The sequence below is a fragment of the Aquimarina muelleri DSM 19832 genome, assembly GCF_000430665.1.
Classification (GTDB): domain Bacteria; phylum Bacteroidota; class Bacteroidia; order Flavobacteriales; family Flavobacteriaceae; genus Aquimarina; species Aquimarina muelleri.
In genome coordinates, this window is the sequence record NZ_AUML01000015.1 from 66,799 (window position 1) to 87,691 (window position 20,893).

Consider the following 20,893-nt stretch of genomic DNA (forward strand, 5'->3'; position numbering starts at 1 on the left):
AAGAAGTCTAAAAAAAATACTCTCGATAGCTCTGCCTAGTTTTCTCGAAGTATGGAAAAACAAAATAAATGACACATTTCATAGAGCACTTCCCTTCTGGAATATAAAATAGTAGTGTTTAGACACTGCTATTACTAGTCCCGGCAAGCAGGAAAGGGTTTAGCACCGCCGGGAGAGGTAATCCAAGTGCCGGGAGAGGGTTTAGTACCGCCGGGAGAGGTAATCTAAGTGCCAGGAGAGGGTGTAGTACCGCCGGGAGAGGTAATCCAAGTGCTGGGAAAGGGTTTAGCATCGCTGGGAGATATTTTGTAGCACTTGTAAGATAAAATAAGGTACCCTATCTAACTAATTATTAAAAACTATTCACTGTCACTCACATACTAGGCAGTAAAGCTCTTTGTAGTTTAGAAAATCTTTCTATTTTTACAAGATAGTAACATTTTTTTCAAGAAAATTTGAGAATCAGGCCTATTCAAATATCATTATTTATTCTGTTTATACTAGGAGCATTGTTTGGACTTATGTTTCTAAGTAAAAAAGGACAAGTCGAAAAAGCACAAACGCAAGACGATGGATTCTCCTATGAAGGAGTTTCTGTAAAATACCCGACCTACACTACTTTTTTAGGATTAGATAAAGACACTGTTTTGACTAGAAAAGATATTTTAGAAGTAGCTAATATCGTAACCCCACTAGAAGTAGAAACAGAAGAGGAAGAAAATACTACAGTGTTATCCAAAGAAATAAAACAGCTGCCAGATTTTTCTAAAATAGATACTACTAGAATCGTTAGAATTAGATACCCGGATAGTAACCCTGGTTTTGCAAAGAAATTAAAAAACAAGCTCTCTTCCAGATCTTGTAGAATTATACATTATGGAGACTCCCAAATAGAAGGAGATAGGATTACTGCGTATTTACGAAACCGATTACAACACATGTATGGAGGCAGTGGTCCTGGTTTTATTCCTGTATTACCAGTGTATTCACAAATAAGTGCAATAGTAGAACCAAGTAGTAATTGGCAACGATTTGCTTTTTTTGATCCAACTCAAAAAAAGTTTTCGCATAAAAAATATGGGGCATATTTGTCTGTTTCTCGTTTTACAGAACATCTCGAAAAGCTTCCGGATAGTACCAAGATAGATTCTATGCCAATAGTTAAAGCTTCTATTAAAATTGGGAAATCTAAAAAAACATATGCAAAATTTAGACGATTTACAAATATAGGTTTGCATTACGGTAATTCTAATTTTCCTATAAAGATATCGGTCTATAATGATGGAGCTTTACTTCAACAAGATAATTTAATTGCAGACGGTAAATATCATGAGTATAAAATTAGAACAAATACCACACCCGCTAATCTAAAAATAGAGGTAGAAGGTAAAGTAAGTGCAGATTTTTATGGAGTAACATTAGATGGGGGATCTGGAGTACAAATAGATAATGTAGCAATGCGAGGAGCTTCAGGAACTATTTTTACCAGATCCAATACCGCTACCTATAGTAAAATGATAAGGCAATTGAATCCGGAGATTGTTATTATGCAATACGGAGGTAATACCATGCCATATTTAAAAGACTCTACAGGTGTAGAAAACTATGCAAAACATGTAATATATCAAGCAAATTGGATCAAAAGACAAACAAAAAATGCCAATATTATATTTATTGGACCTACCGACATGTGTTTGCCTGTAAATGGTAAGATGGAAACCTATCCATTATTACCATACCTTAACGATAAATTAATGGAAACCTGTTTAAAGAACGATATTGCTTATTGGAGCATGTATGCTGCTATGGGAGGAAAAGGATCCATGAAACTCTGGGTAGACGAAAAACTGACCGCCAAAGATTATATGCATTTTACCTGGAAAGGAACCAAAATAATATCTGAACTATTTTTTACAGCCCTATATCTGGACCTCAAAGAACCTAAAAATAATGACAATACCTAAAAAAATATCTTTTTGTTTATGGCTTTTTGCATTGCCTATAGTAGCACAAACCTATGTTTTGGATACTATACAAAATAAATACTCTTTTGTAAACTGGGAAGCTAATACTATAAAAATGGCAGAAAGTTCTCCAGCATTTAAATCTCTTTTTCGTAAGCTAGATACTATTGCAAAAGGAGGAAAAGAAAAACTACATATTTTTCATATAGGAGGATCCCATATCCAAGCAGATATTTATTCTAACCGACTTAGATCCTACCTTCAAACAATGAGCCCAACAACCAAAGGGCAGCGAGGATTTATATATCCATATAGTATGGCAAAAACGAATAACCCTGGTAATTATAAAATAAAGTATGATGGAAAATGGTCTGGATATCGATGTTCTGTTAGAAAAGATAGTGTAGCTTGGGGATTATCAGGGGTGACAGCCGTTCTTAAAGATACTGTCTCTAACATAAAAATAATCGCTAATGGTAATAACTATCATGATAATATGTACGATTTTAATAAAATCAGAATTTTTTATGATAACTGGAGCGACGATTATGAAATTTCATTTAAACAAGACTCCCTAGTCTCTAAAATAACAGAAAATAAGCAAGCACATTTTGTAGAGTATGCTCTTAATACTACTGTAGAAGAAATAGAATTTTGTGTTCGTAAAGTAAAAGATACTGTAAATGCAGAGTTTTTGATGATGGGAGTAGAGTTAATGAATGATAATACAGGAATCGAATATACCTCTATAGGCGTTAATGGAGGGAGTTTTTCTTATTACGAACGATGCCGATATTTTAAAGAGCAATTGCTACTTTATAAACCAGATTTGTTTATTATATCGATAGGAACAAATGATGCATATCACCCGGATTTTGATCCCAAAGCATATAAAAAATATTATACGGATTTCATAAAATTAATTCAACAAGCAAACCCTGATTGTGCAGTATTATTAACCGTACCAAACGACTCTTATTATAAAAGGAAATTTCCGAACCCCAGAACTCGAATTGCCAGAGAGGTTATTTATGAAGTTGCCAAAGAACAAAAAATGGCAGTTTGGGATTTTTATGAGATAATGGGAGGGTTTAACTCCTCACAAAGCTGGTATACTAATAAATTAATGCCTCGGGATCGTATACATTTTACGGTTAAAGGATATAGAATAAAGGCAGATTTATTATTACAAGCACTGGCAAACTCTTGGGAAAACGAACTACAATTAGAGTCCAACTCTATTTTGAATCAGATTATTAATGAATAGACTTATTGACATATTCTCTTTTTCAGAGGACTCTCCGTTAATATTTACACAAGCAAATTTTTGGATATTCTTTGCTGTAATATACTTTGTCTATTCCATATTATATAGTAAAAAGAATTTACGAAGTGCATATCTGTTTGCAATCAGTTTACTTTTTTATTATAAAACCAGTGGGCTTTTTGTAGGGATCTTGCTTTTTAGTACCGTTAATGATTTCTTTTTGGGTAAAGCCATTTATAAAAGTAAATCTGTTTTGCTGCAAAGATCTTTGGTAGCAGTTAGTGTGATTATTAATCTGGGAACATTATGTTATTTTAAATACGCTTATTTCTTTACCGATTCCTATAATTACCTTTTTCAAACCAATTATGAAGTAGTTAATTATTTAGCACAATGGGCTAATACTTGGGGAGCAGTAGACTATTTTACAATCGATAAGATTATACTTCCGGTAGGTATTTCATTTTATACCTTTCAGACCATTAGTTATAGCGTAGATATTTATAGAAAACAAATCAAACCATTAAACTCTATTATAGATTTTGGTTTTTTTGTAAGTTTCTTTCCGCAATTGGTAGCAGGGCCAATTGTACGGGCTTCAGATTTTGTACCACAGATACGTAAAGAAATTAGTATTACTAAAGAAGACTTTGGTAGGGCTTCTTTTATGATTTTAAAAGGGCTGATAAAAAAAATGTTGTTTGCAGATTATATCGCTGCAAATTTTATGGATCGTGTGTTTGATGTACCCGAAATGTTTTCTGGGTTTACTAATATCATGGCAATGTTTGGATATTCATTACAGATTTATGGGGATTTTTCGGGGTATACAGATATTGCAATAGGATTAGCATTACTTATGGGATACAAATTGCCAGTTAACTTTAACTCCCCATACAAAGCCATACATTGTGGAGATTTCTGGCAACGTTGGCATATTTCTTTATCTACATGGTTAAAAGATTATCTATATATACCCATAGGAGGTAACCGCAACGGAACCATTTTTTCTTATGCATTTATATTAGTATTTACGTTTTTAGGAGTATTTGCAGTTTCGGATTATGCAATAGCCCTGTCGGTAACCTCAGTAGTAGGAGGGATATTAATTGTGACTTTATTTTCAACTAAGTTAGCAAAGCATTTTAACCGTAATGTGAATATCATGATTACTATGTTGGTTGGTGGATTATGGCACGGTGCCTCATGGAAATTTGTGATTTGGGGAGGACTTAATGGTTTAGGAATAGTAGCGTATAAATATTGGCGTAAGATAAGCCCGTATGAAAACTCAAACGCATGGTATGTTATATTATGGAAGATTGCCCTAACTTTTGTCTTTATTACCTTTACTCGTATCTATTTTAGAGGAAATAGTATGGATCATATACAGCGATTTTATGAGCAAGTAATGACAAATATGGATTGGCAAAATGCCTTAATCGTACTATGGGAGTACAGAATGGTATTTATAATTATGCTTTTGGGGTATATAACACATTGGTTGCCATATAGTACCAAAGATTGGATCGAAAGCCTGTTTATTAAAAGTAATATGCTAATCAAAGCTTTAGTGGTAATGATTGTTGCAATTATTTGCTATCAAACTTATGCAGCAGATTTTCAGCCTTTTATTTATTTTCAGTTTTAGATAATTTTTGAGTCTGTTAACAAGTAAATTTTTGCGTGTTGCCTACTTTTAATTTTTACATTTATCATGTTTTTACATACGCATCCTTATAAACCATTTTTTCCTGAAGGAGCAACAAAACTAATTGTTGGTACATTACCCCCACCAAGATTTGCTACAGGAGAGTTAAAAAAAGGGGATGTTGATTTTTGTTACGGTAGTATTAGTGGTTTGTTATGGCCGGTATTGGATCAGATTTTTGACTTAAACCTTATTTTTGAAACGACGCAAGAAGCAATAAACCAAAGAAAAAACTTTTTGGTATCTCGTAATATAGGAGTTTGTGATATTGTACATAGTTGCGAGCGACAAAAAATAGATGCATCAGATTTAGGAATGCAAAACATAAAACTTAGAAATGTTTTACGGTATTTAAAACAATACCCTAAGATTAATACACTACTATTTACAGGGGGTAATAGTAAAAATGGCCCTGAATATTTTTTTAGAAAACATATAAAAGAACACGGGATACGATTAGAAATAGTATCTAATGATATTCCTAGAATACACAGGTTTGTTATAGAGAATCGCGTAATAAAAACGGTATCTCTTACCGCACCCTCGGGTGCAGCAAACCGATCCATAGGTGCTTTGGACGAATACAAAAACTTAAAAAATAATAACCCTGATTTTAATACAATAGATTTTAGGGTACTACAGTATCAGCGATTTTTTTAGATAATATATAAACCGAAGGTATTCTTTTTATGTTATTTAGGGTAAGGTGATGCTTTTCGAGTATATTTGCACGATTTTTAACCTAAAAGAATTCTGTCCAAGGTTGTCTGATACATAGTTGGATATATTCTAGCTTTTTAGATAGTTTTATTTTTTATTTGGTATGAGCCTTACACTTCTTTCTTCCCCTTTACAGGGATTTACAGATTTTCGATTTCGAAATGCTTTTAATACCTATTTTGGAGGGATTGATACGTTTTATTCTCCTTATATTCGGTTTAATGGTAAAATGGTGATCAAGTCTTCTTTTCAGAAAGATATCTTGCCAGAAAATAATACAGTACCCAAGGTAATACCTCAAATCATGACCAATGATGCAGAGGAGTTTTTGTTTGTAGTTAAATTTATTCAGCAATTTGGATATAAAGAACTTAATTGGAATCTGGGATGTCCATATCCAATGGTTACCAAACGGGGCATGGGGTCTGGATTGATCTGCGATCCCCAAAAGATAAATCATATTCTGGATAGAGTGCATACAGAAACAGATATTGTGGTATCTATGAAAATGAGGATGGGATATGAGAATAGCGAAGAAATTTTGCATGTGTTTCCTATTCTAGAAAAGTATCCTATAAAAAACATTGCGATACATGCGCGCATAGGAAAACAATTGTATAAAGGAGGAGTGGATTTAGAATCGTTTCAGCGTTGCCTGGATACTTCCAATCAAAAACTATATTATAACGGTGATATTACTTCGGTAGCTGTATTTAGAGAAATGCAAGAACGATTTCCTAAAATAGACCATTGGATGATTGGTAGAGGGCTTATTGCAGATCCTTTTTTACCAAGTATGATAAAAAATAATACGACTACATATCCCAAAAACAGATTTGAAATCTTTAGTGAATTTCATGATACAATATATCAACAATATGATGAAGCACTATCTGGACCAACACCCATTAAAATGAAAATGTTAGGGTTTTGGGAGTATTTTGCCACAGCATTTCCGAATCCCCAGAAAACGTATAAAAAAATAAAAAAAGCAGGTAATGCAAGAACATACCAACAGGCAGTAAAAGAGATTCTGAATAGTATATAATCTCCCATTAAAGCAAGAGTGTTTTTATCGCATTTTTAATCCATAATTAGTGTTGCTTAAAAAAACAGTAAAACAGAAGTATCGTATTTTAAATAAAAAAATTCTACTGGTATTGTATGCCGTATTGGTTTTTATTCACTTTGTAGTAAAAGATAGTATATCCCCTTTTCATATTCTATATTATGCATTTCCACCATTACTTTTAATTATAGGAAGTTTATTTTTAAGCGTATTGTTTTTTAGTGTAAAAAAAGTGTTTTATCCTATGATAGTCTGTTTTTTATTCCTGCTATTATATTGGTTTAGCTATTATTATAACGGGCAACCCTCTTTAAATAATCTAAATACAACAAGTAGCATATTATTTTGGAATGTTGGAAGAAAAGGAGGAGAGTCTATGGATATCATCATCAAAAAAGTAAAGGAGCAGAAAATCTCTTTTATAGCTTTGGTAGAAGCTGAAGAAATGACAGATGTAGATTTAGGACGATTTAAAAAAACATTTCCTGGATATAGTATACAAAAATTACAGGGAGATATGGTATTGGCAGTAAAAGGAAAAATAAAGGATGTTAGCTATTATTGCCAAGACCTGAGTTATAAGTTTAATTATGTAACCGTTATTTTAGACCATCAAAAAAACTCCATACTAATTGCAGATGTTAATGCGGTGCCTTTTAATAATAGAGAATCTGCTCTGCATACTATTTATGAGTTTACTAAAAAAAACAACTGCTCTTTTATTGCAGGAGATTTTAATACCCCTTATGAAAGCGTTCATTTTAATGATTATAGAAACAACCTGAATAGCTTTCACTCGGTTTCTAAGGGATTTACAGCAACATGGCTTTATGGTATTCCTTTATTTGAAATAGACCAAATTTGGAGTGCAAAAAAAATCACACCGGTTGTACTTGAAAAAGAATTTTATAAAGTATCTGACCATGCACTTTTAATAGGAGCATATAAATAATATCGGATAGATTAAAATTTGGATTGGGTAAGGTGTCTGTAGATAAAATAGAATTGTGTATCAAATTACCCTAGTTGATTTTAAGTTGATTAAAAATAGGCTAGATTAATAAGAGATATAAGAAAATAACATCTAATTGTTTTTTTAAGTGTTTATATGCCATTGGATATGTGTTCTACTATGCTAAAAAAAACATATATTACTATTGAAGATATAAGAAACAGTAGTTAGCAAGTGTTTTCAGGTTTTTTTGATAAAAAATATTTTAGAATAAATAACAATTAACAAGGTTAGAAACTAATTTTATCTAAACCTTATCTCTTAACGAACAAAAAGACAAACCTAAAGAGAATTAATTTAGAATTTTTATCTTTGTAGTCTGTTTTTACTAATCTAACATATTATCTGTGTCTTTCTCAAAAAGGCAAACTCGACAAGCGAGTACTTAATGTATGAAAATCATCTGATTTTTAATGCACAGATAACTATTCCAATTATTTTATCAAAAATTAAACTAAAACAATTGATTATTGAATAGGTTACTTTATCACTCTGTAATGTATTAAATATTTCAAATTGTGATCATAATACAATGATTTAAAAAAAAAATGAATAATAAACAGTTAATAAGCAGAGATATAGAGTTTTTTTATAATAAAATGTCAGAGGAAAACAGACTTGATAAAGGAATGGGGATATTTGAATTTGAAAGAAGTAAATCACTCATAGAAAAATATATTTCCTCTTCACCTTCAAAAATAATTGATATTGGTGGTGGAACTGGAAAGTATTCGGAATGGCTTGCGAAAAAAGGACATCAAGTTCATTTAGTAGAACCAGTTTCAAAACATATCAAAATAGCTAAAAATAGAGCCAATAAATTAAAAAATAAGTTTGCTATTCATTTGGGTGAATCTCGAAAATTGGAATTTCCAGATAATTTTGCAGATCTTATAATTTTACACGGCCCTCTTTACCATCTTCAAAAAAAGGAAGATAGAGATTTAACAATTTGCGAAGCTAAACGAGTTCTAAAAAATAACGGAATTATATTGGGATTTGCTATTAATTATACAGCATCAACTTTAGTAGGTCTTCTAAACGGGCTAATTCATAAAAAAACATTTTTTGAAATGTGTAAAGAAGAGTTAACAACAGGAATGCATAATCAACCAGATGATTTTCCTTGGCTTTTAACGGAGGCGTATTATCATAAACCAGAACAACTTAAAATCGAATTTGTAAACCAAAAGTTAACCTACCTTAATACTTATGCAGTTGAAGGAATGGCTTGGTTAGACAAAGATTATTTTGCTAATATGTCTAATAGTAAACGTAAAAATACATTATTAGAACTTATTCAAGTAACAGAAAACGATAGTTATCTTTTACCTTTTAGTCCACATATGATGATAGCAGTAAAAAAACAAACGACATATGGAAAATAAAGAAAGATATTTTAGAGCATTAATAGAAAATAACGGTCAGCTAAATGAAATTGATCTTGGAGAAAAACTTGGTCTTGAGGAGAATGAAACAAGAGAAATAATTGTACAACTTTTATCCGAACATAAAATTGAATATGCAGAAAACAGAGTTTGTAATTACAGCCTTATGAAAACCCTGAAAAGAAAAAATAACAAGTAGTAATAGAGTAGCTCAACGTGATGGGTTTTCATCATGTTGAGTCTCTAAGACCAAAGTTTATATCACATAGCCTTAAATGATTAAGAGCCTAAAGAACCTGTTCTGAGTGATTATACCAATTTAAACATACGTCATTAGAAAATTAATTACTCCATTCATAAGGAGTTTATACTCTCTCGATTAATTATGTATCTTCGATAAATAAAAATACAGAAATGCAGGGGATATACAATGTGTAAAAGGAATAGTGTTTTAAGTACAAACTTGCTTTTAATTTAGTAAATGGTAAATTAAAAGTTGATAAATATTAAAAAAGCCCGCCAAGTTTAAAATCATGCTAAGTTTTATTCTGAAAGAGTAAGTGTTTTTAAACGCTTATGGTATAGTGTGTCGAGCAAGAAACGGGGTAACAATTATTTATAATATCTACCATTTTTAGATTAATCTACCTTAGGTTTATGTAAAAGTTAACACGATGAAACAAAACAAATTATAATGGACAAGAAATTAAATGTTTTAGGAATTAATGGTAGTGCAAGCCAAAACTCTTCTAATCTAGCCATTCTAAAAATAATAGCAGAAAAAGGAGCTTCTAATTTTAATTGGACTTTTTTGGACGACTTGACAGAATTACCTCATTTTAAAACAGAGCTAACTAGTGAGAATACACCTGAAAAAATCATTGAATTTCGAAATCAAATAGAGAATGCTGATGGAATACTAATTTGCACTCCCGAATATGTTTTTAGCATTCCGAGTGGATTGAAAAATGCTATAGAGTGGTGTGTATCGACTACAGTTTTTTCTGATAAAGCAATTGGATTAATAACGGCTTCTGCAAGTGGAGAAAAAGCGCATTTGGAGTTAAAATTGATAATGAAAACGATACAAGCTAATTTTACAAACGATACGACATTATTAATTCAAGGTGTCAAAGGAAAAGTGAGTAAGGAAGGAGAAATTGTAGATGCCAAAACGGAAATGGAATTGGAGAGATTTATGCAATCTTTTAATGAACGGGTAAGAGAATCCAATAAGCAGACGAGCTTAAATTCTAGTTTTTAGGCAAATTGTTATTGCTAATAATACAATCTGCTAAAGTAGCTTGTCGAAGACCAATGTATGATCTATTGGTTAAAATTTTTGACAAGCTACTTTAGCAGGTATGTGTTAATCTCTTATTTTTTTAATAAATGCACTAATTGTATCGGTACCTTCATTGGTTAAATGCTTAATAAAAGCAGACCCTATAATTGCTCCTTTTGTAGTTTTTGTAGCTTGGGTAAACGTTTCAGAATTACTAATTCCAAAACCAACAATTTGAGGATTTTTTAAATCTAAGGATTGAATACGCTCAAAATATTGTTGCTGTACATCTCCAAAAGTATTTTTAGCACCTGTTGTACTGGCAGAACTAACCATATAAATAAACCCATTGGATACGCTATCGATAAATCGAATTCTTTCTTCAGAGGTTTGTGGTGTAATTAGAAAAACGTTGATCAAACCATATTTTTCAAAAGTATCTTGATAATGCTCATGATATTCTGCTACTGGTAGATCCGGAATAATCAAACCATCTATACCAATTTCCTGACACTTTGCACAAAAAGCTTCTATACCATACTGCATCATTGGGTTAAAATATCCCATTATAATTAGAGGAATTTGTACAGATTTTCGAATATCTTTGAGTTGTTCAAAAAGGATATTTGTAGTCATTCCATTTTTAAGAGCAATGGTAGAACTCTCTTGTATCGTTGGGCCATCAGCCAAAGGATCGCTAAAAGGTAGTCCGATTTCGATCATATCTACCCCATTTTTCTCAAGATCCTTAATTATGGTTACCGTATCATTTAAGGATGGATACCCAGCAGTAAAATATATAGATAGTAGTTTTTTGTCTTCTTTTAATTTTTCTTTTATTCTATTTTTCATGAGTATGTGTATTTCCGTGAAGACGGTAATTTTTATAATTTAAAATATTCGATATAGGTGTCCAGATCTTTATCTCCTCGACCAGAAAGGCTTATCACTACAACATCATCGGGTTTAAATTTTTTCTCCTTAAAAATAGCCAGTGCATGCGAGGTTTCTATTGCGGGGATAATACCTTCTAATTTTGATAATTCTAATCCGGCAGCCATAGCATCATCATCGGTAACCGAATAAAACTCCCCACGACCTGTTTTATATAAATGCGAATGTAATGGCCCTACACCAGGGTAATCTAATCCAGCAGAGATAGAGTATGGCTCTGTTATTTGCCCGTCTGGGGTTTGCATTAATAAAGTTTTACAACCATGAATAATGCCTTCTTTTCCTAATTGGGATGTAGCGGCACTCTCTCCGCTATGCACACCTTTTCCTGCGGCTTCTACGGCTATAATACCAACGCTTGGTTCTTCTAAGAAATGATAATAGGTGCCTGCTGCATTGCTACCGCCTCCTATACAGGCAACTACATAATCAGGATTTTCTCTTCCTTCTTTTTCTTTAAGTTGCCATTTGATTTCTTCAGAAATTATAGATTGAAATCTGGTAACCATATCCGGGTATGGGTGTGGTCCTATTGCAGATCCAATAATATAATGGGTATCAACAGGATTATTAATCCAATCCCGTATAGCCTCGTTAGTAGCATCTTTTAATGTTTTGCTACCAGATTTTGCAGGTCTAACCTCGGCGCCAAGCATTTTCATACGGGCTACATTAGGAGCTTGTCGTTTGATATCGATTTCTCCCATATAAACGATACATTGTATTCCCATTAAGGCACATACCGTTGCGGTTGCTACCCCATGCTGTCCAGCGCCAGTTTCTGCAATGATTCTGTTTTTACCTAATTTTTTAGCTACCAGAATTTGCCCGATAGTGTTATTTACTTTGTGGGCTCCTGTGTGGTTTAGATCTTCCCGTTTTAGATATACTTTGGTGTTATATTTTTTAGAAAGACGCTCGGCATAAAACAGGGGAGAAGGGCGACCTACATAATCTTTTAATAACTGATTAAACTCTTCTTTAAAAGAAGGCTCATTCATAATATTTAAATACGTTGTTCTTAACTCTTCTACATTAGGGTATAGCATTTCTGGGATGTATGCCCCTCCAAAAACCCCATAATATCCTTTTTCATTAACTTGATAATTCATGTGTTTTAGTTTATAGTTTTTAGTAAATGGATGCTGTTGTTTTAGTATTTAAAATAATTAACGATCCACTGATAATAAATTTTTAAATTCTTTTAATTTTTCTATGTTTTTTAATCCTGGTTCGATTTCAAACCTACTGTTTACATCTATAGCATATAAATAGTTAGATTCTGGTCCTTTTAAAAAAGATAAAATAGAGTCTGTTTCTTCTAAACCAATACCACCACTTAAGATAAAGGGGGTAGAAGAGGAGTAATTTTTTAAAACACTCCAATCAAAAGTATATCCATTACCTCCTTTTTCTTTTCCTTTGGTATCAAATAAAAAACAATCTACAATGCCTTCGTAAGGTTTTAGTACATCAAAATCAAATGTGTCTTTAATAGAAAATACTTTCCAGATTTTGATTTTATCATCTTCAGAAGACCTCACAGGTTTTAAAAACCTGTGAGGTCTGTCGTCAGAAATTAAAGTATCTTTTAGATCCTGACAATATGCGGCGGATTCATTTCCGTGTAATTGAATTGCTTGAAAATCGTATTGCTTTACTTTTTGTAGAATAAAATCTATAGAGGTATCTACAAATACGCCAGTTTTTTTGATTGTACTTGGGATCGCTAAAATTTTTCCTTCAAAGTTTCTTGGAGATTTTTCATAGAAAATAAATCCTAAATAATCTGGTTGCAACAGAGTTACTTCCTGAATATTTTCAGGAAATTTCATTCCGCAGATTTTTATTTTTACTTCTTTGTTTTTCAAAGCATTAAATATTTGGTTCTACTATAATATTGGTGTTGTCAAAATTAATATCATGTGCAAAATTATATACTTCGCTAAAACTGTTTAACATATTTGGTTCTTCGATATCTGCTAATAATTTTCGTATTAGTTTAGACTCAAAATTATGTTTTTTAGATGTCGAATATTTTACTAATTGGCTACCAATGGTTTTATAGAACAGTTTTTCGATAGTAGTTTTATCTTTGGGTTCTTCATCTACCAACTCTATTTCGACATCACATTTTCTTAAAATACTTGTAATTATATGGTGGGTAGGAACATTTTTGGTTAACGTAATGTTTACTTGCTCTTCTTTAGTGTCTGCTGCTCGAAGGATTCCTTTTGCAACATAATCTACAGGCACAATATTAAGTCCGCCATCCATATTTAATGCCATTCTTATTTTTCCTAAATCGGGGTATAGCTTTTTCATTTTTTTAAAAAACTCTCCAATAGAATAGAAAACGATATATCGGCTACTCACAAATTTCGGAAAATCTAAGAGCCTACCTGATACCACACTTGGTCTAACGATAGTACAGCTAAAATCATTTTCTTTTGCGATTTGCAAGACTAGTTTTTCAACTTTCATTTTATAAGCTTCGTAAAAGTTTCTGAAAGTAAAATCGGTTACAGAGTGATAATCATCTGTGATTTTTCCTTCGATTTCGCCTCGGGAAAAGGCGGTGCTTACAAAAACTAATTTTTTTATTCTGGTCTTGATTATCTCAAAAAAAGCTTGTGTATTATGGTAGTTTATATTGGTAATCTCGTTTTTAGCTTTCTCGGTATTACTTAGATTTACAGAAGCTGCCAGATGGTAAACGGTTATTTTATTTCCAGCTTCCTTTGGGATTACAAAATTATGTATCTCTCCTTCGATAACATGTACGTATTTTTCTACATAAGTTTTGTAAAAAGATGCTATTTTTTGTGGGATTAGTTGTTCTGTAAAAACTTCATCTAATAAACGCTGTTTTGCTGATTTTTTAGATTGTTTTCGGATTAGCACATAAATAGTTGCTTCTTCATTTTTTGTATATAAATCAAACAATAACTCATACAACACATGCGAACCTATATTACCTGTTACTCCCGTTATTAGTGCAGTATTCATTTTGTTAGTTTAACTCTTTAATAAATTCTGTAGCACTAGCGCCTGGATTTTCTGTTTTCATAAAATTTTCGCCAATAAGAAAACCTTTATAACCATATTGTTTTAGATCTTTTATAGCTTCGATACTACTAATACCGCTTTCTGAAACTTTTACAAAATCATCTGGAATATGGGAACTAAGTTGTTTGCTTATGTCGGTACTAACGTCAAAAGTTTTTAGATTTCGATTATTTACTCCTAACATATCTATAGAGGACATAATAGATTTCTCTAACTCTTCTTGATTGTGTACTTCTAATAAAACATCCAAGGATAGGCTTTTTGCAAATTCTGATAAGAATTTTATTTCCTTTCGAGATAAAACTGCAGCAATAAGTAGGATTACATCTGCTCCATATGCTTTTGCTTCTAATAATTGATATTCATCAATAATAAACTCTTTGCGAAGTAAAGGTATTGTTGCTGCAGCTCTGGCTAATAAAAGATCGTCCAGAGATCCTCCAAAGTATTTGCCATCTGTTAATACAGACATACCACATGCTCCAGCAGTTTCATACCCCAAAGCTACATCTTGTACACTTAATTTTTGATTAATCACCGCTCTGGATGGAGATCTTCGTTTGTGTTCTGCAATAATACCAGTAGTACTGTTTCTTAAGGCATGGGCTAATGAAGTGGTATTGCGATCAAATAAGGCGGCTTGCTCTAATTGTTTAATGGGGATCAACCTTTTTTTAAGTTCTACTTCTTTATGTTTATCTGCTACTATTCTATCTAGGATGTTCATTTTAACTGCAGTGATTAGTTGTTAGGGGTGTATTTTTGATAAGAAATGACTTATCTGATGTTATAATCGTTATTTTATTATGAGTTACATTCATTATAGGCATGTTATATACTATACTTTATGTAATGGGTTCGCTTTTTTTATTTCGTCGTTCATTAGTAATCGAATAGATTCGAAATAATCAGATTCAAAAGCAATAGCAGCAACTTCATAGATTAAAAAATTATAGTCGTATTCTTTTTCGATACTTCCGTTAGAGTTTATCAAATCGATATAAAACATATCTACTTTTACGTTATTTAGTTTTCCGTAAAATAAATCCCCTTCATTATCCTGAAACTCGAATAAACCATATTTTTTTTCAGACCATTTTAATATTTCAAGAACACTGTCTAGTGATAAAGATTCTGGAGTTTTTGTTTCGATTTTTTTAAGTTGTAGAACTCTTGCTATTTTTTCTTCTTTCGTTTTGGATTTTCTTTTTTCGATAGCGCTTTTTTTGTAAACCTTATATCCATCGACTACATAATCTACAGGGATATGTTTTACTAAAATCCAATCTTCATTTTCATCTATAAGTAGTCCTGTTTCTTTTTCCTTCCAATCTTTAATTTTATATGTTTCTACTTTCATGTGGGAATGGTTTTATGATACACTAATTTCTGCTAAGTTCTTGTATTTTTTTTAATGCAGTAAGCCCTTTTCCAGATATTAAGGATTCTTTTGCTTTTTCAAAACCTTGTTTTGGTGATAAGTCTTCTACAGTTGCAATAGCCATACCTGCATTTGCACAAACCACATTGTTTTGGGCTTCTGTTCCTTTACCACTTAAAATATTCATAAAAATAGTTGCAGATTCTTGGATAGTATCTCCTCCTGCAATTTCTTCTTGACGTAGTATTGGTACTCCAAAATCTAAAGGAGTTAGCATTCCTTCGGTAGTATTAGATATTGTTTTGGTACTTCCTGTAAGAGAAATTTCGTCATACCCATCCAGAGCGTGGAGGATAGTAAAATTCTTATTGGTGTTTTGATAAAGATACCCGTACATTCTGGCAAGTTCCAGATTAAAAACTCCTACTATCTGATTTTTTGGAAATGCTGGATTTACCATAGGTCCTAGCATATTAAAAAACGTTTTTACGCCTAATTCTCTTCGTATTGGAGCAACGTTTTTCATAGCAGGATGAAATAAAGGTGCATGCAATACGCATATCCCTGCTTCATCTATACTACGTTTTAGAAAATCTTTATCGTTGCTAAATTTAATACCAAGATGCTCCATAACATTAGAACTGCCACAGGTAGAAGAAACACCGTAATTACCGTGTTTGGTTACTTTAATTCCTGCTCCTGCAGACACAAAAGAGGAAAGTGTAGAGATATTAAAAGTATCTTTACCATCTCCGCCAGTACCACAAAGATCCACAGGATTATAATCGCTTAAATCTATTGCTATGCAGAGTTCTAATAAAGCGTCTCTAAAACCTTCTAACTCTTCTATAGTAATGCTACGCATCATAAATACAGTAAGAAAAGATGCTATTTGACTTTGATTATATTGACCTTTAGAAATGTTAACCAAAACACTATTAGCTTCTTCTTTAGAGATGGTTTCGTGATTGATTAATCGGTTGAGTAAGTTTTTCATACTATTATGTTTTACACCTTATAGGTTTTTAAAGTATTAATAATGTATTAGTTATTAACCCAATTTTCTAATATTTTTTTTCCATCGGGTGTTAAGACAGATTCTGGATGAAATTGAACACCACGTACATCTAATTCTTTATGTCGAAGGGACATTATTTGTCCGTTTTCATCATAAGAGGTAACTTGTAAACAATCTGGTAAATCTTGGTTTGCTACCACCCAAGAGTGATATCTACCAACATTAAATGATGTATTAAGTCCATCAAACAAGAACTCATCTGTTACCGATAGTGTTACACTGGTTGCAACACCATGATATACATTGTTTAGATTGGTAAGTGTGCCTCCAAATACTTCTCCTATTGCTTGTTGTCCCAGACAAACACCAAAAATACTTTTAGTACTCGCGTATTTACGAATAATATCTTTTAGTAATCCTGCTTCGTCTGGTATTCCTGGGCCAGGAGATAATAAGATTTTTTGATACGGTTCTATATCTTCTAATTGTAATTGGTCATTACGTTTTACGGTAACTTCGCAGCCTAAATCTTCTAAATAATGAACGAGATTATAAACAAACGAATCGTAGTTATCTATTACTAATATTTTTTTGCTCATTTTGTATTTATATTTCTTCAGCTAGCTTTAGCGCTTTTGTTAATGCCCCCAGTTTATTATATACTTCTTGTAATTCGTTTTCTTCTTTAGATTCGTTTACTAAACCTGCTCCTGCCTGCCAATGTAATTGGTGATTTTTGCTTAAAAAGGTTCGAATCATGATTGCGTGATTAAAGTTTCCTGAAAAATCCATAAAACCGATTGCTCCACCATAAAAATCTCGGTTTACATTTTCATATTTTTCGATAAGTTGCATGGCCATGTGCTTTGGAGCACCGCTTAAGGTACCCGCAGGAAAAGTGTCTGCAACTATTTGCATGGTCGAGGTGTCTTTGTGTTTTTTACCAGTTACTTTACTTACCAAATGGATTACATGAGAGTAAAATTGTACTTCTCTATAGTTTTCTACGGTAACATTGTTCCCATTTCGGCTTAGATCGTTTCGAGCCAGATCTACCAGCATTACATGTTCTGCATTTTCTTTTTCATCTACCGATAGTTTTTTTGCAAGCTCGGCATCTTGTTCATCGTTTCCTGTACGTTTAAAAGTTCCTGCAATAGGATGGATTTCGGCAATATCTCCTGTTACTACCAGTTGCGCTTCTGGAGAACTCCCAAATATTTTAAAATCTCCATAATCAAAGTAGAAAAGGTAGGGAGAAGGGTTGACACTTCGCAAAGCGCGATATACGTTAAACTCATCTCCTTTAAATTTTTGCGAAAAACGTTTGGATAATACTAATTGAAACACATCTCCTCTTTGGCAATGTTTTTTAGCTAGACTAACATGTTCTTTGTATTGCTCATCATTAAGATTAGAGGTTGTGTCTCCAACTGTAGTAAAATTGTAAGATGCAAAATTTTTAACTTTAAGTAGAGATTCAATTTCTGCGATATTGCTTTCTGATTGATAGCAGTGTGCAAAAATATAGGCCTCATTTGTGAAATTACTAATAGCAATAATGTTTTGATATACTGTATACTGCATGTCAGGAATATCAAGACTTCCTTCTTTTTTAGTAATAGATATATCCTCAAAATAGCGAACTGAATCATAAGAAATGTACCCAAATAGCCCGTTGTTGATAAACTTAAAGTCACTTTTTGAGGTTTCAAATCGGTTTCCAAATTGTTCTACTACGGCAGGAATATTAGTGTCTTTGGTTATTGGTGTTTCTGTAACAGTTTTGTCTGGAAAGTTTTGATAAATAATTTCGTTTTCTATCTTGAAAGAGGCAATCGGATTGCAGCAGATATAGGAAAAACTATTTTCACTACCTCTGTAATCATTGTTTTCTAATAATAAACTATTAGGAAACCGATCTCTAATCTTTAGGTAAACACTTACTGGTGTAAATGTATCTGCTAAAATTTGTTTGAAATGTGTTGTTAGTTTATAATTCATTTTATTTTTTAATAATTTGTAATTATAATTTTGGTTTTAAGCAATAAAAAAAGGCTTGTCGTGAATTCGACAAGCCTTTGATATGTTTTCTACTTAACATAATTGAAGGGGCTATCTCACGACGTTTTCGCTTTGAGATGACCACCACCAATTTTTTGTTAAGATTATTTTCATTTTTCTATTGTTGCTCCAAATATATAAATTAATTATAAGTAGAGAAAATAAAATTTACATTTTTAAATTAACGGTCAATTCAAATTCATCACTAATCGTTTTATCCCCTAAATTATCAAAGAAACTTCCTGATCCGTATTTAATATCATATTTAGTTCTGTCTACTTTAAGAGTTGTAGAGGCAGTGTCTCCTTTTATATTAAGATTAAATGTTATGGGATTTGTTTTGTCTTTAATAGTAAGGTCTCCTGATATTTTGTAACCATCTTTAGTTTTTAGTGTTTTAGCAACGACAAGTTTTGCTGTTTTATAGTTTTCTGTTCCAAAAAAATCATCAGAATTTAAATGTCCTTCTAGTTTTTCTTTTCCTTTTCCTGCTTCCAGATCCGTTACAGTAAGGGTAGTCATATCTACAACAAACTCACCGCTAGTTATTTTGTCTCCTTCAAATACAAGAAAACCTTCAGATAAATTTAAAGTTCCTGTATGAGATCCAGTAACTTTTTTTCCTGTCCAGTTTATAGTGCTTTCTGAAGCTTTGATTTCTTTTTTTTGTGCAAAAGCCGATGTTGTAAATACTACTGCAATGGCTAAGATTAATGATTTAAGTCTAGTTTTCATGATTTTTAAAATATTTATTATGGATATTTATTAATAATTTGAGTTTCTTAATTTATTTAATAATTCATTTAAATGTATCAAATCTTTTTCTGTTAGATTTGAGGTTACTTCGTTTTCGAAATTTGTCATCACAGGACTTACCTTATTCAGAAATAATTTTCCTTTTTGGGTAATAGTAATTTCAACTTTTCTTCGATTGGATTTGCATATTATTCTTTTTACATATCCTTTGGTAATTAGTTTATCTACTAATCGAGTAGTGTTACTCATCTTAGTCACCATTCTTTCTTGTATAGTAGAAAGATTAGCAGGTTTTTCCTTTTGGCCTTTTAAAATTCGTAACACATTAAATTGTTGAAGAGATATGTCATGGGCTTTTAATTCTATATTAATTTTATCCATAACCCAATTCTCTGTATACAATAGATTTATTATTACCTTTTTTGAAAGAGGAAGTTCTGCTTCTGTTTTTATGATTTTCTCTATATTCAATTGTATGTACAAAATTTGTATATACAAATGTATGATGATATTTGTTTGTAAAAACATGAATTGATATTAATTCTTTGTTAAAGTTAGAATTAGAAGTTAGGTTAAATAGTATTATTGCTACTCAAAATAAGGTTGTTACTAGGGGGGAGTATTAGTAAAATTTTTGAAAAATTTAGATAAAGTATAGAAACCTTGTTAATTTTCTTTTGCCTAAGTAATGGTTTTGATAAATTAGTGGTATGTCAAGATGGATTATATATAGTTTTTTGATAATAGCTTTTGCAAGTTGCAAAGGAGAGCAAACTGTTGCTTTGGATGCAACCAATGTTTTTGAAAGCAAAGGAGTAGAAATCCCTGTGTATGATTTTGAAAGTTTTAAACCTCTTTTAACAATAGGAGATGGTAAAACCAGAGTAATTAATTTTTGGGCTACGTGGTGTAAACCTTGTGTTGTAGAGTTACCATATTTTGAATTAATAAATAGTAAATATCCCGAAGATAAAGTAGAGGTTATCTTGGTGAGTTTAGATCTCCCTAATCAAGTAGAGTCAAAACTTATTCCGTTTATCAAAAAACAAAAAATACAAAGTAAAGTAGTTTTATTAGATGATCCAGATGCTAACAATTGGATACCTAAAGTGAACAAGAATTGGTCAGGTTCTATTCCAGCAACAATTATATATAAGAATGGAACTGTTAATTTTTATGAAAGATCTTTTACTTATAATGAGTTGGAGAAAGAACTAAAAAAGGTGTTATAATAT

General features: G+C 31.9%; 21 protein-coding genes. 10 read left to right on the forward strand and 11 right to left on the reverse strand.

Annotated elements, in window-relative coordinates; all coding sequences use genetic code 11:
* Positions 1-455 precede the first annotated feature (455 nt).
* The 9 genes from H527_RS0107410 (at position 456) to H527_RS0107450 (ending at position 10,395) form a co-directional block, all read left to right on the forward strand.
* Complete coding sequence (locus H527_RS0107410; protein WP_155837827.1) at positions 456-1,964, forward strand: SGNH/GDSL hydrolase family protein; 1,509 nt, start codon at positions 456-458, stop codon at positions 1,962-1,964.
* The gene (locus H527_RS0107415; RefSeq protein ID WP_027412115.1) at positions 1,951-3,231 is read left to right on the forward strand and encodes a GDSL-type esterase/lipase family protein; all 1,281 of its coding nucleotides are present in this window, start codon (positions 1,951-1,953) and stop codon (positions 3,229-3,231) included. The genes H527_RS0107410 and H527_RS0107415 overlap by 14 nt, the downstream gene beginning before the upstream one ends.
* Positions 3,224-4,882, forward strand: a complete 1,659-nt coding sequence (locus H527_RS0107420; protein WP_027412116.1) for an MBOAT family O-acyltransferase — start codon at positions 3,224-3,226, stop codon at positions 4,880-4,882. The genes H527_RS0107415 and H527_RS0107420 overlap by 8 nt, the downstream gene beginning before the upstream one ends.
* 66 nt (positions 4,883-4,948) lie before the next feature.
* The gene (locus H527_RS0107425; RefSeq protein WP_027412117.1) at positions 4,949-5,602 is read left to right on the forward strand and encodes a uracil-DNA glycosylase family protein; all 654 of its coding nucleotides are present in this window, start codon (positions 4,949-4,951) and stop codon (positions 5,600-5,602) included.
* 163 nt (positions 5,603-5,765) lie between these two features.
* The gene (locus H527_RS0107430; protein ID WP_027412118.1) at positions 5,766-6,710 is read left to right on the forward strand and encodes a tRNA dihydrouridine synthase; all 945 of its coding nucleotides are present in this window, start codon (positions 5,766-5,768) and stop codon (positions 6,708-6,710) included.
* A gap of 49 nt (positions 6,711-6,759) precedes the next feature.
* On the forward strand, positions 6,760-7,683 hold the full coding sequence (locus H527_RS0107435) for an endonuclease/exonuclease/phosphatase family protein (protein ID WP_027412119.1): 924 nt from the start codon (positions 6,760-6,762) through the stop codon (positions 7,681-7,683).
* Between the two features lie 608 nt (positions 7,684-8,291).
* Positions 8,292-9,131 (forward strand): class I SAM-dependent methyltransferase, encoded by an 840-nt coding sequence (locus tag H527_RS0107440; protein ID WP_027412120.1) that lies wholly within the window; start codon positions 8,292-8,294, stop codon positions 9,129-9,131.
* Positions 9,121-9,330 (forward strand): hypothetical protein, encoded by a 210-nt coding sequence (locus tag H527_RS0107445; RefSeq protein WP_027412121.1) that lies wholly within the window; start codon positions 9,121-9,123, stop codon positions 9,328-9,330. The genes H527_RS0107440 and H527_RS0107445 overlap by 11 nt, the downstream gene beginning before the upstream one ends.
* 495 nt (positions 9,331-9,825) lie before the next feature.
* Entirely contained in the window at positions 9,826-10,395 is a 570-nt protein-coding gene (locus tag H527_RS0107450) for an NADPH-dependent FMN reductase (RefSeq protein ID WP_027412122.1), read from the forward strand.
* Between the two features lie 105 nt (positions 10,396-10,500).
* On the opposite strand, the gene trpA is transcribed toward H527_RS0107450, so the two are convergent.
* The 11 genes from trpA to H527_RS0107505 all read right to left on the reverse strand — a co-directional run bounded on the left by trpA (position 10,501) and on the right by H527_RS0107505 (position 20,129).
* Positions 10,501-11,268 (reverse strand): tryptophan synthase subunit alpha, encoded by a 768-nt coding sequence (trpA, locus tag H527_RS0107455; protein WP_035087613.1) that lies wholly within the window; start codon positions 11,266-11,268, stop codon positions 10,501-10,503.
* Between the two features lie 32 nt (positions 11,269-11,300).
* The gene (trpB, locus tag H527_RS0107460) at positions 11,301-12,482 is read right to left on the reverse strand and encodes a tryptophan synthase subunit beta (protein WP_027412124.1); all 1,182 of its coding nucleotides are present in this window, start codon (positions 12,480-12,482) and stop codon (positions 11,301-11,303) included.
* 57 nt (positions 12,483-12,539) lie between these two features.
* The gene (locus tag H527_RS0107465; RefSeq protein WP_027412125.1) at positions 12,540-13,205 is read right to left on the reverse strand and encodes a phosphoribosylanthranilate isomerase; all 666 of its coding nucleotides are present in this window, start codon (positions 13,203-13,205) and stop codon (positions 12,540-12,542) included.
* Between the two features lie 40 nt (positions 13,206-13,245).
* On the reverse strand, positions 13,246-14,379 hold the full coding sequence (locus H527_RS0107470) for an SDR family oxidoreductase (RefSeq protein WP_027412126.1): 1,134 nt from the start codon (positions 14,377-14,379) through the stop codon (positions 13,246-13,248).
* A gap of 4 nt (positions 14,380-14,383) precedes the next feature.
* Entirely contained in the window at positions 14,384-15,166 is a 783-nt protein-coding gene (gene trpC, locus H527_RS0107475; protein WP_027412127.1) for an indole-3-glycerol phosphate synthase TrpC, read from the reverse strand.
* Positions 15,167-15,277: 111 nt separating this feature from the next.
* Positions 15,278-15,799: a hypothetical protein gene (locus H527_RS0107480; RefSeq protein ID WP_027412128.1), complete on the reverse strand. Its 522-nt coding sequence runs from the start codon at positions 15,797-15,799 to the stop codon at positions 15,278-15,280.
* Between the two features lie 22 nt (positions 15,800-15,821).
* Entirely contained in the window at positions 15,822-16,817 is a 996-nt protein-coding gene (gene trpD / locus H527_RS0107485) for an anthranilate phosphoribosyltransferase (RefSeq protein WP_027412129.1), read from the reverse strand.
* A 47-nt stretch (positions 16,818-16,864) separates the two neighbouring features.
* On the reverse strand, positions 16,865-17,437 hold the full coding sequence (locus tag H527_RS0107490; protein WP_027412130.1) for an anthranilate synthase component II: 573 nt from the start codon (positions 17,435-17,437) through the stop codon (positions 16,865-16,867).
* Positions 17,438-17,444: 7 nt separating this feature from the next.
* Complete coding sequence (locus H527_RS0107495) at positions 17,445-18,842, reverse strand: anthranilate synthase component I family protein (RefSeq protein WP_027412131.1); 1,398 nt, start codon at positions 18,840-18,842, stop codon at positions 17,445-17,447.
* Between the two features lie 228 nt (positions 18,843-19,070).
* Complete coding sequence (locus H527_RS0107500; protein ID WP_027412132.1) at positions 19,071-19,637, reverse strand: YceI family protein; 567 nt, start codon at positions 19,635-19,637, stop codon at positions 19,071-19,073.
* 30 nt (positions 19,638-19,667) lie between these two features.
* Complete coding sequence (locus H527_RS0107505; protein ID WP_027412133.1) at positions 19,668-20,129, reverse strand: MarR family winged helix-turn-helix transcriptional regulator; 462 nt, start codon at positions 20,127-20,129, stop codon at positions 19,668-19,670.
* A gap of 239 nt (positions 20,130-20,368) precedes the next feature.
* On the opposite strand from H527_RS0107505, the gene H527_RS0107510 reads away from it, so the two are divergent.
* On the forward strand, positions 20,369-20,890 hold the full coding sequence (locus H527_RS0107510; protein ID WP_027412134.1) for a TlpA disulfide reductase family protein: 522 nt from the start codon (positions 20,369-20,371) through the stop codon (positions 20,888-20,890).
* Positions 20,891-20,893: the final 3 nt, after the last annotated feature.

Excerpts from the sequence above, each read along its gene's own strand:
- H527_RS0107440 (WP_027412120.1), top strand. The coding sequence starts at position 8,292 with ATGAATAATAAACAGTTAATAAGCAGAGATATAGAGTTTTTTTATAAT.
- H527_RS0107500 (WP_027412132.1), bottom strand. The coding sequence starts at position 19,637 with ATGAAAACTAGACTTAAATCATTAATCTTAGCCATTGCAGTAGTATTT.
- H527_RS0107465 (WP_027412125.1), bottom strand. The coding sequence starts at position 13,205 with ATGAAATTTCCTGAAAATATTCAGGAAGTAACTCTGTTGCAACCAGAT.
- H527_RS0107470 (WP_027412126.1), bottom strand. The coding sequence starts at position 14,379 with ATGAATACTGCACTAATAACGGGAGTAACAGGTAATATAGGTTCGCAT.
- trpB (WP_027412124.1), bottom strand. The coding sequence starts at position 12,482 with ATGAATTATCAAGTTAATGAAAAAGGATATTATGGGGTTTTTGGAGGG.
- H527_RS0107425 (WP_027412117.1), top strand. The coding sequence starts at position 4,949 with ATGTTTTTACATACGCATCCTTATAAACCATTTTTTCCTGAAGGAGCA.
- trpA (WP_035087613.1), bottom strand. The coding sequence starts at position 11,268 with ATGAAAAATAGAATAAAAGAAAAATTAAAAGAAGACAAAAAACTACTA.
- H527_RS0107495 (WP_027412131.1), bottom strand. The coding sequence starts at position 18,842 with ATGAATTATAAACTAACAACACATTTCAAACAAATTTTAGCAGATACA.
- trpD (WP_027412129.1), bottom strand. The coding sequence starts at position 16,817 with ATGAAAAACTTACTCAACCGATTAATCAATCACGAAACCATCTCTAAA.
- trpC (WP_027412127.1), bottom strand. The coding sequence starts at position 15,166 with ATGAACATCCTAGATAGAATAGTAGCAGATAAACATAAAGAAGTAGAA.
- H527_RS0107445 (WP_027412121.1), top strand. The coding sequence starts at position 9,121 with ATGGAAAATAAAGAAAGATATTTTAGAGCATTAATAGAAAATAACGGT.
- H527_RS0107450 (WP_027412122.1), top strand. The coding sequence starts at position 9,826 with ATGGACAAGAAATTAAATGTTTTAGGAATTAATGGTAGTGCAAGCCAA.
- H527_RS0107490 (WP_027412130.1), bottom strand. The coding sequence starts at position 17,437 with ATGAGCAAAAAAATATTAGTAATAGATAACTACGATTCGTTTGTTTAT.
- H527_RS0107480 (WP_027412128.1), bottom strand. The coding sequence starts at position 15,799 with ATGAAAGTAGAAACATATAAAATTAAAGATTGGAAGGAAAAAGAAACA.
- H527_RS0107510 (WP_027412134.1), top strand. The coding sequence starts at position 20,369 with ATGTCAAGATGGATTATATATAGTTTTTTGATAATAGCTTTTGCAAGT.
- H527_RS0107415 (WP_027412115.1), top strand. The coding sequence starts at position 1,951 with ATGACAATACCTAAAAAAATATCTTTTTGTTTATGGCTTTTTGCATTG.
- H527_RS0107420 (WP_027412116.1), top strand. The coding sequence starts at position 3,224 with ATGAATAGACTTATTGACATATTCTCTTTTTCAGAGGACTCTCCGTTA.
- H527_RS0107430 (WP_027412118.1), top strand. The coding sequence starts at position 5,766 with ATGAGCCTTACACTTCTTTCTTCCCCTTTACAGGGATTTACAGATTTT.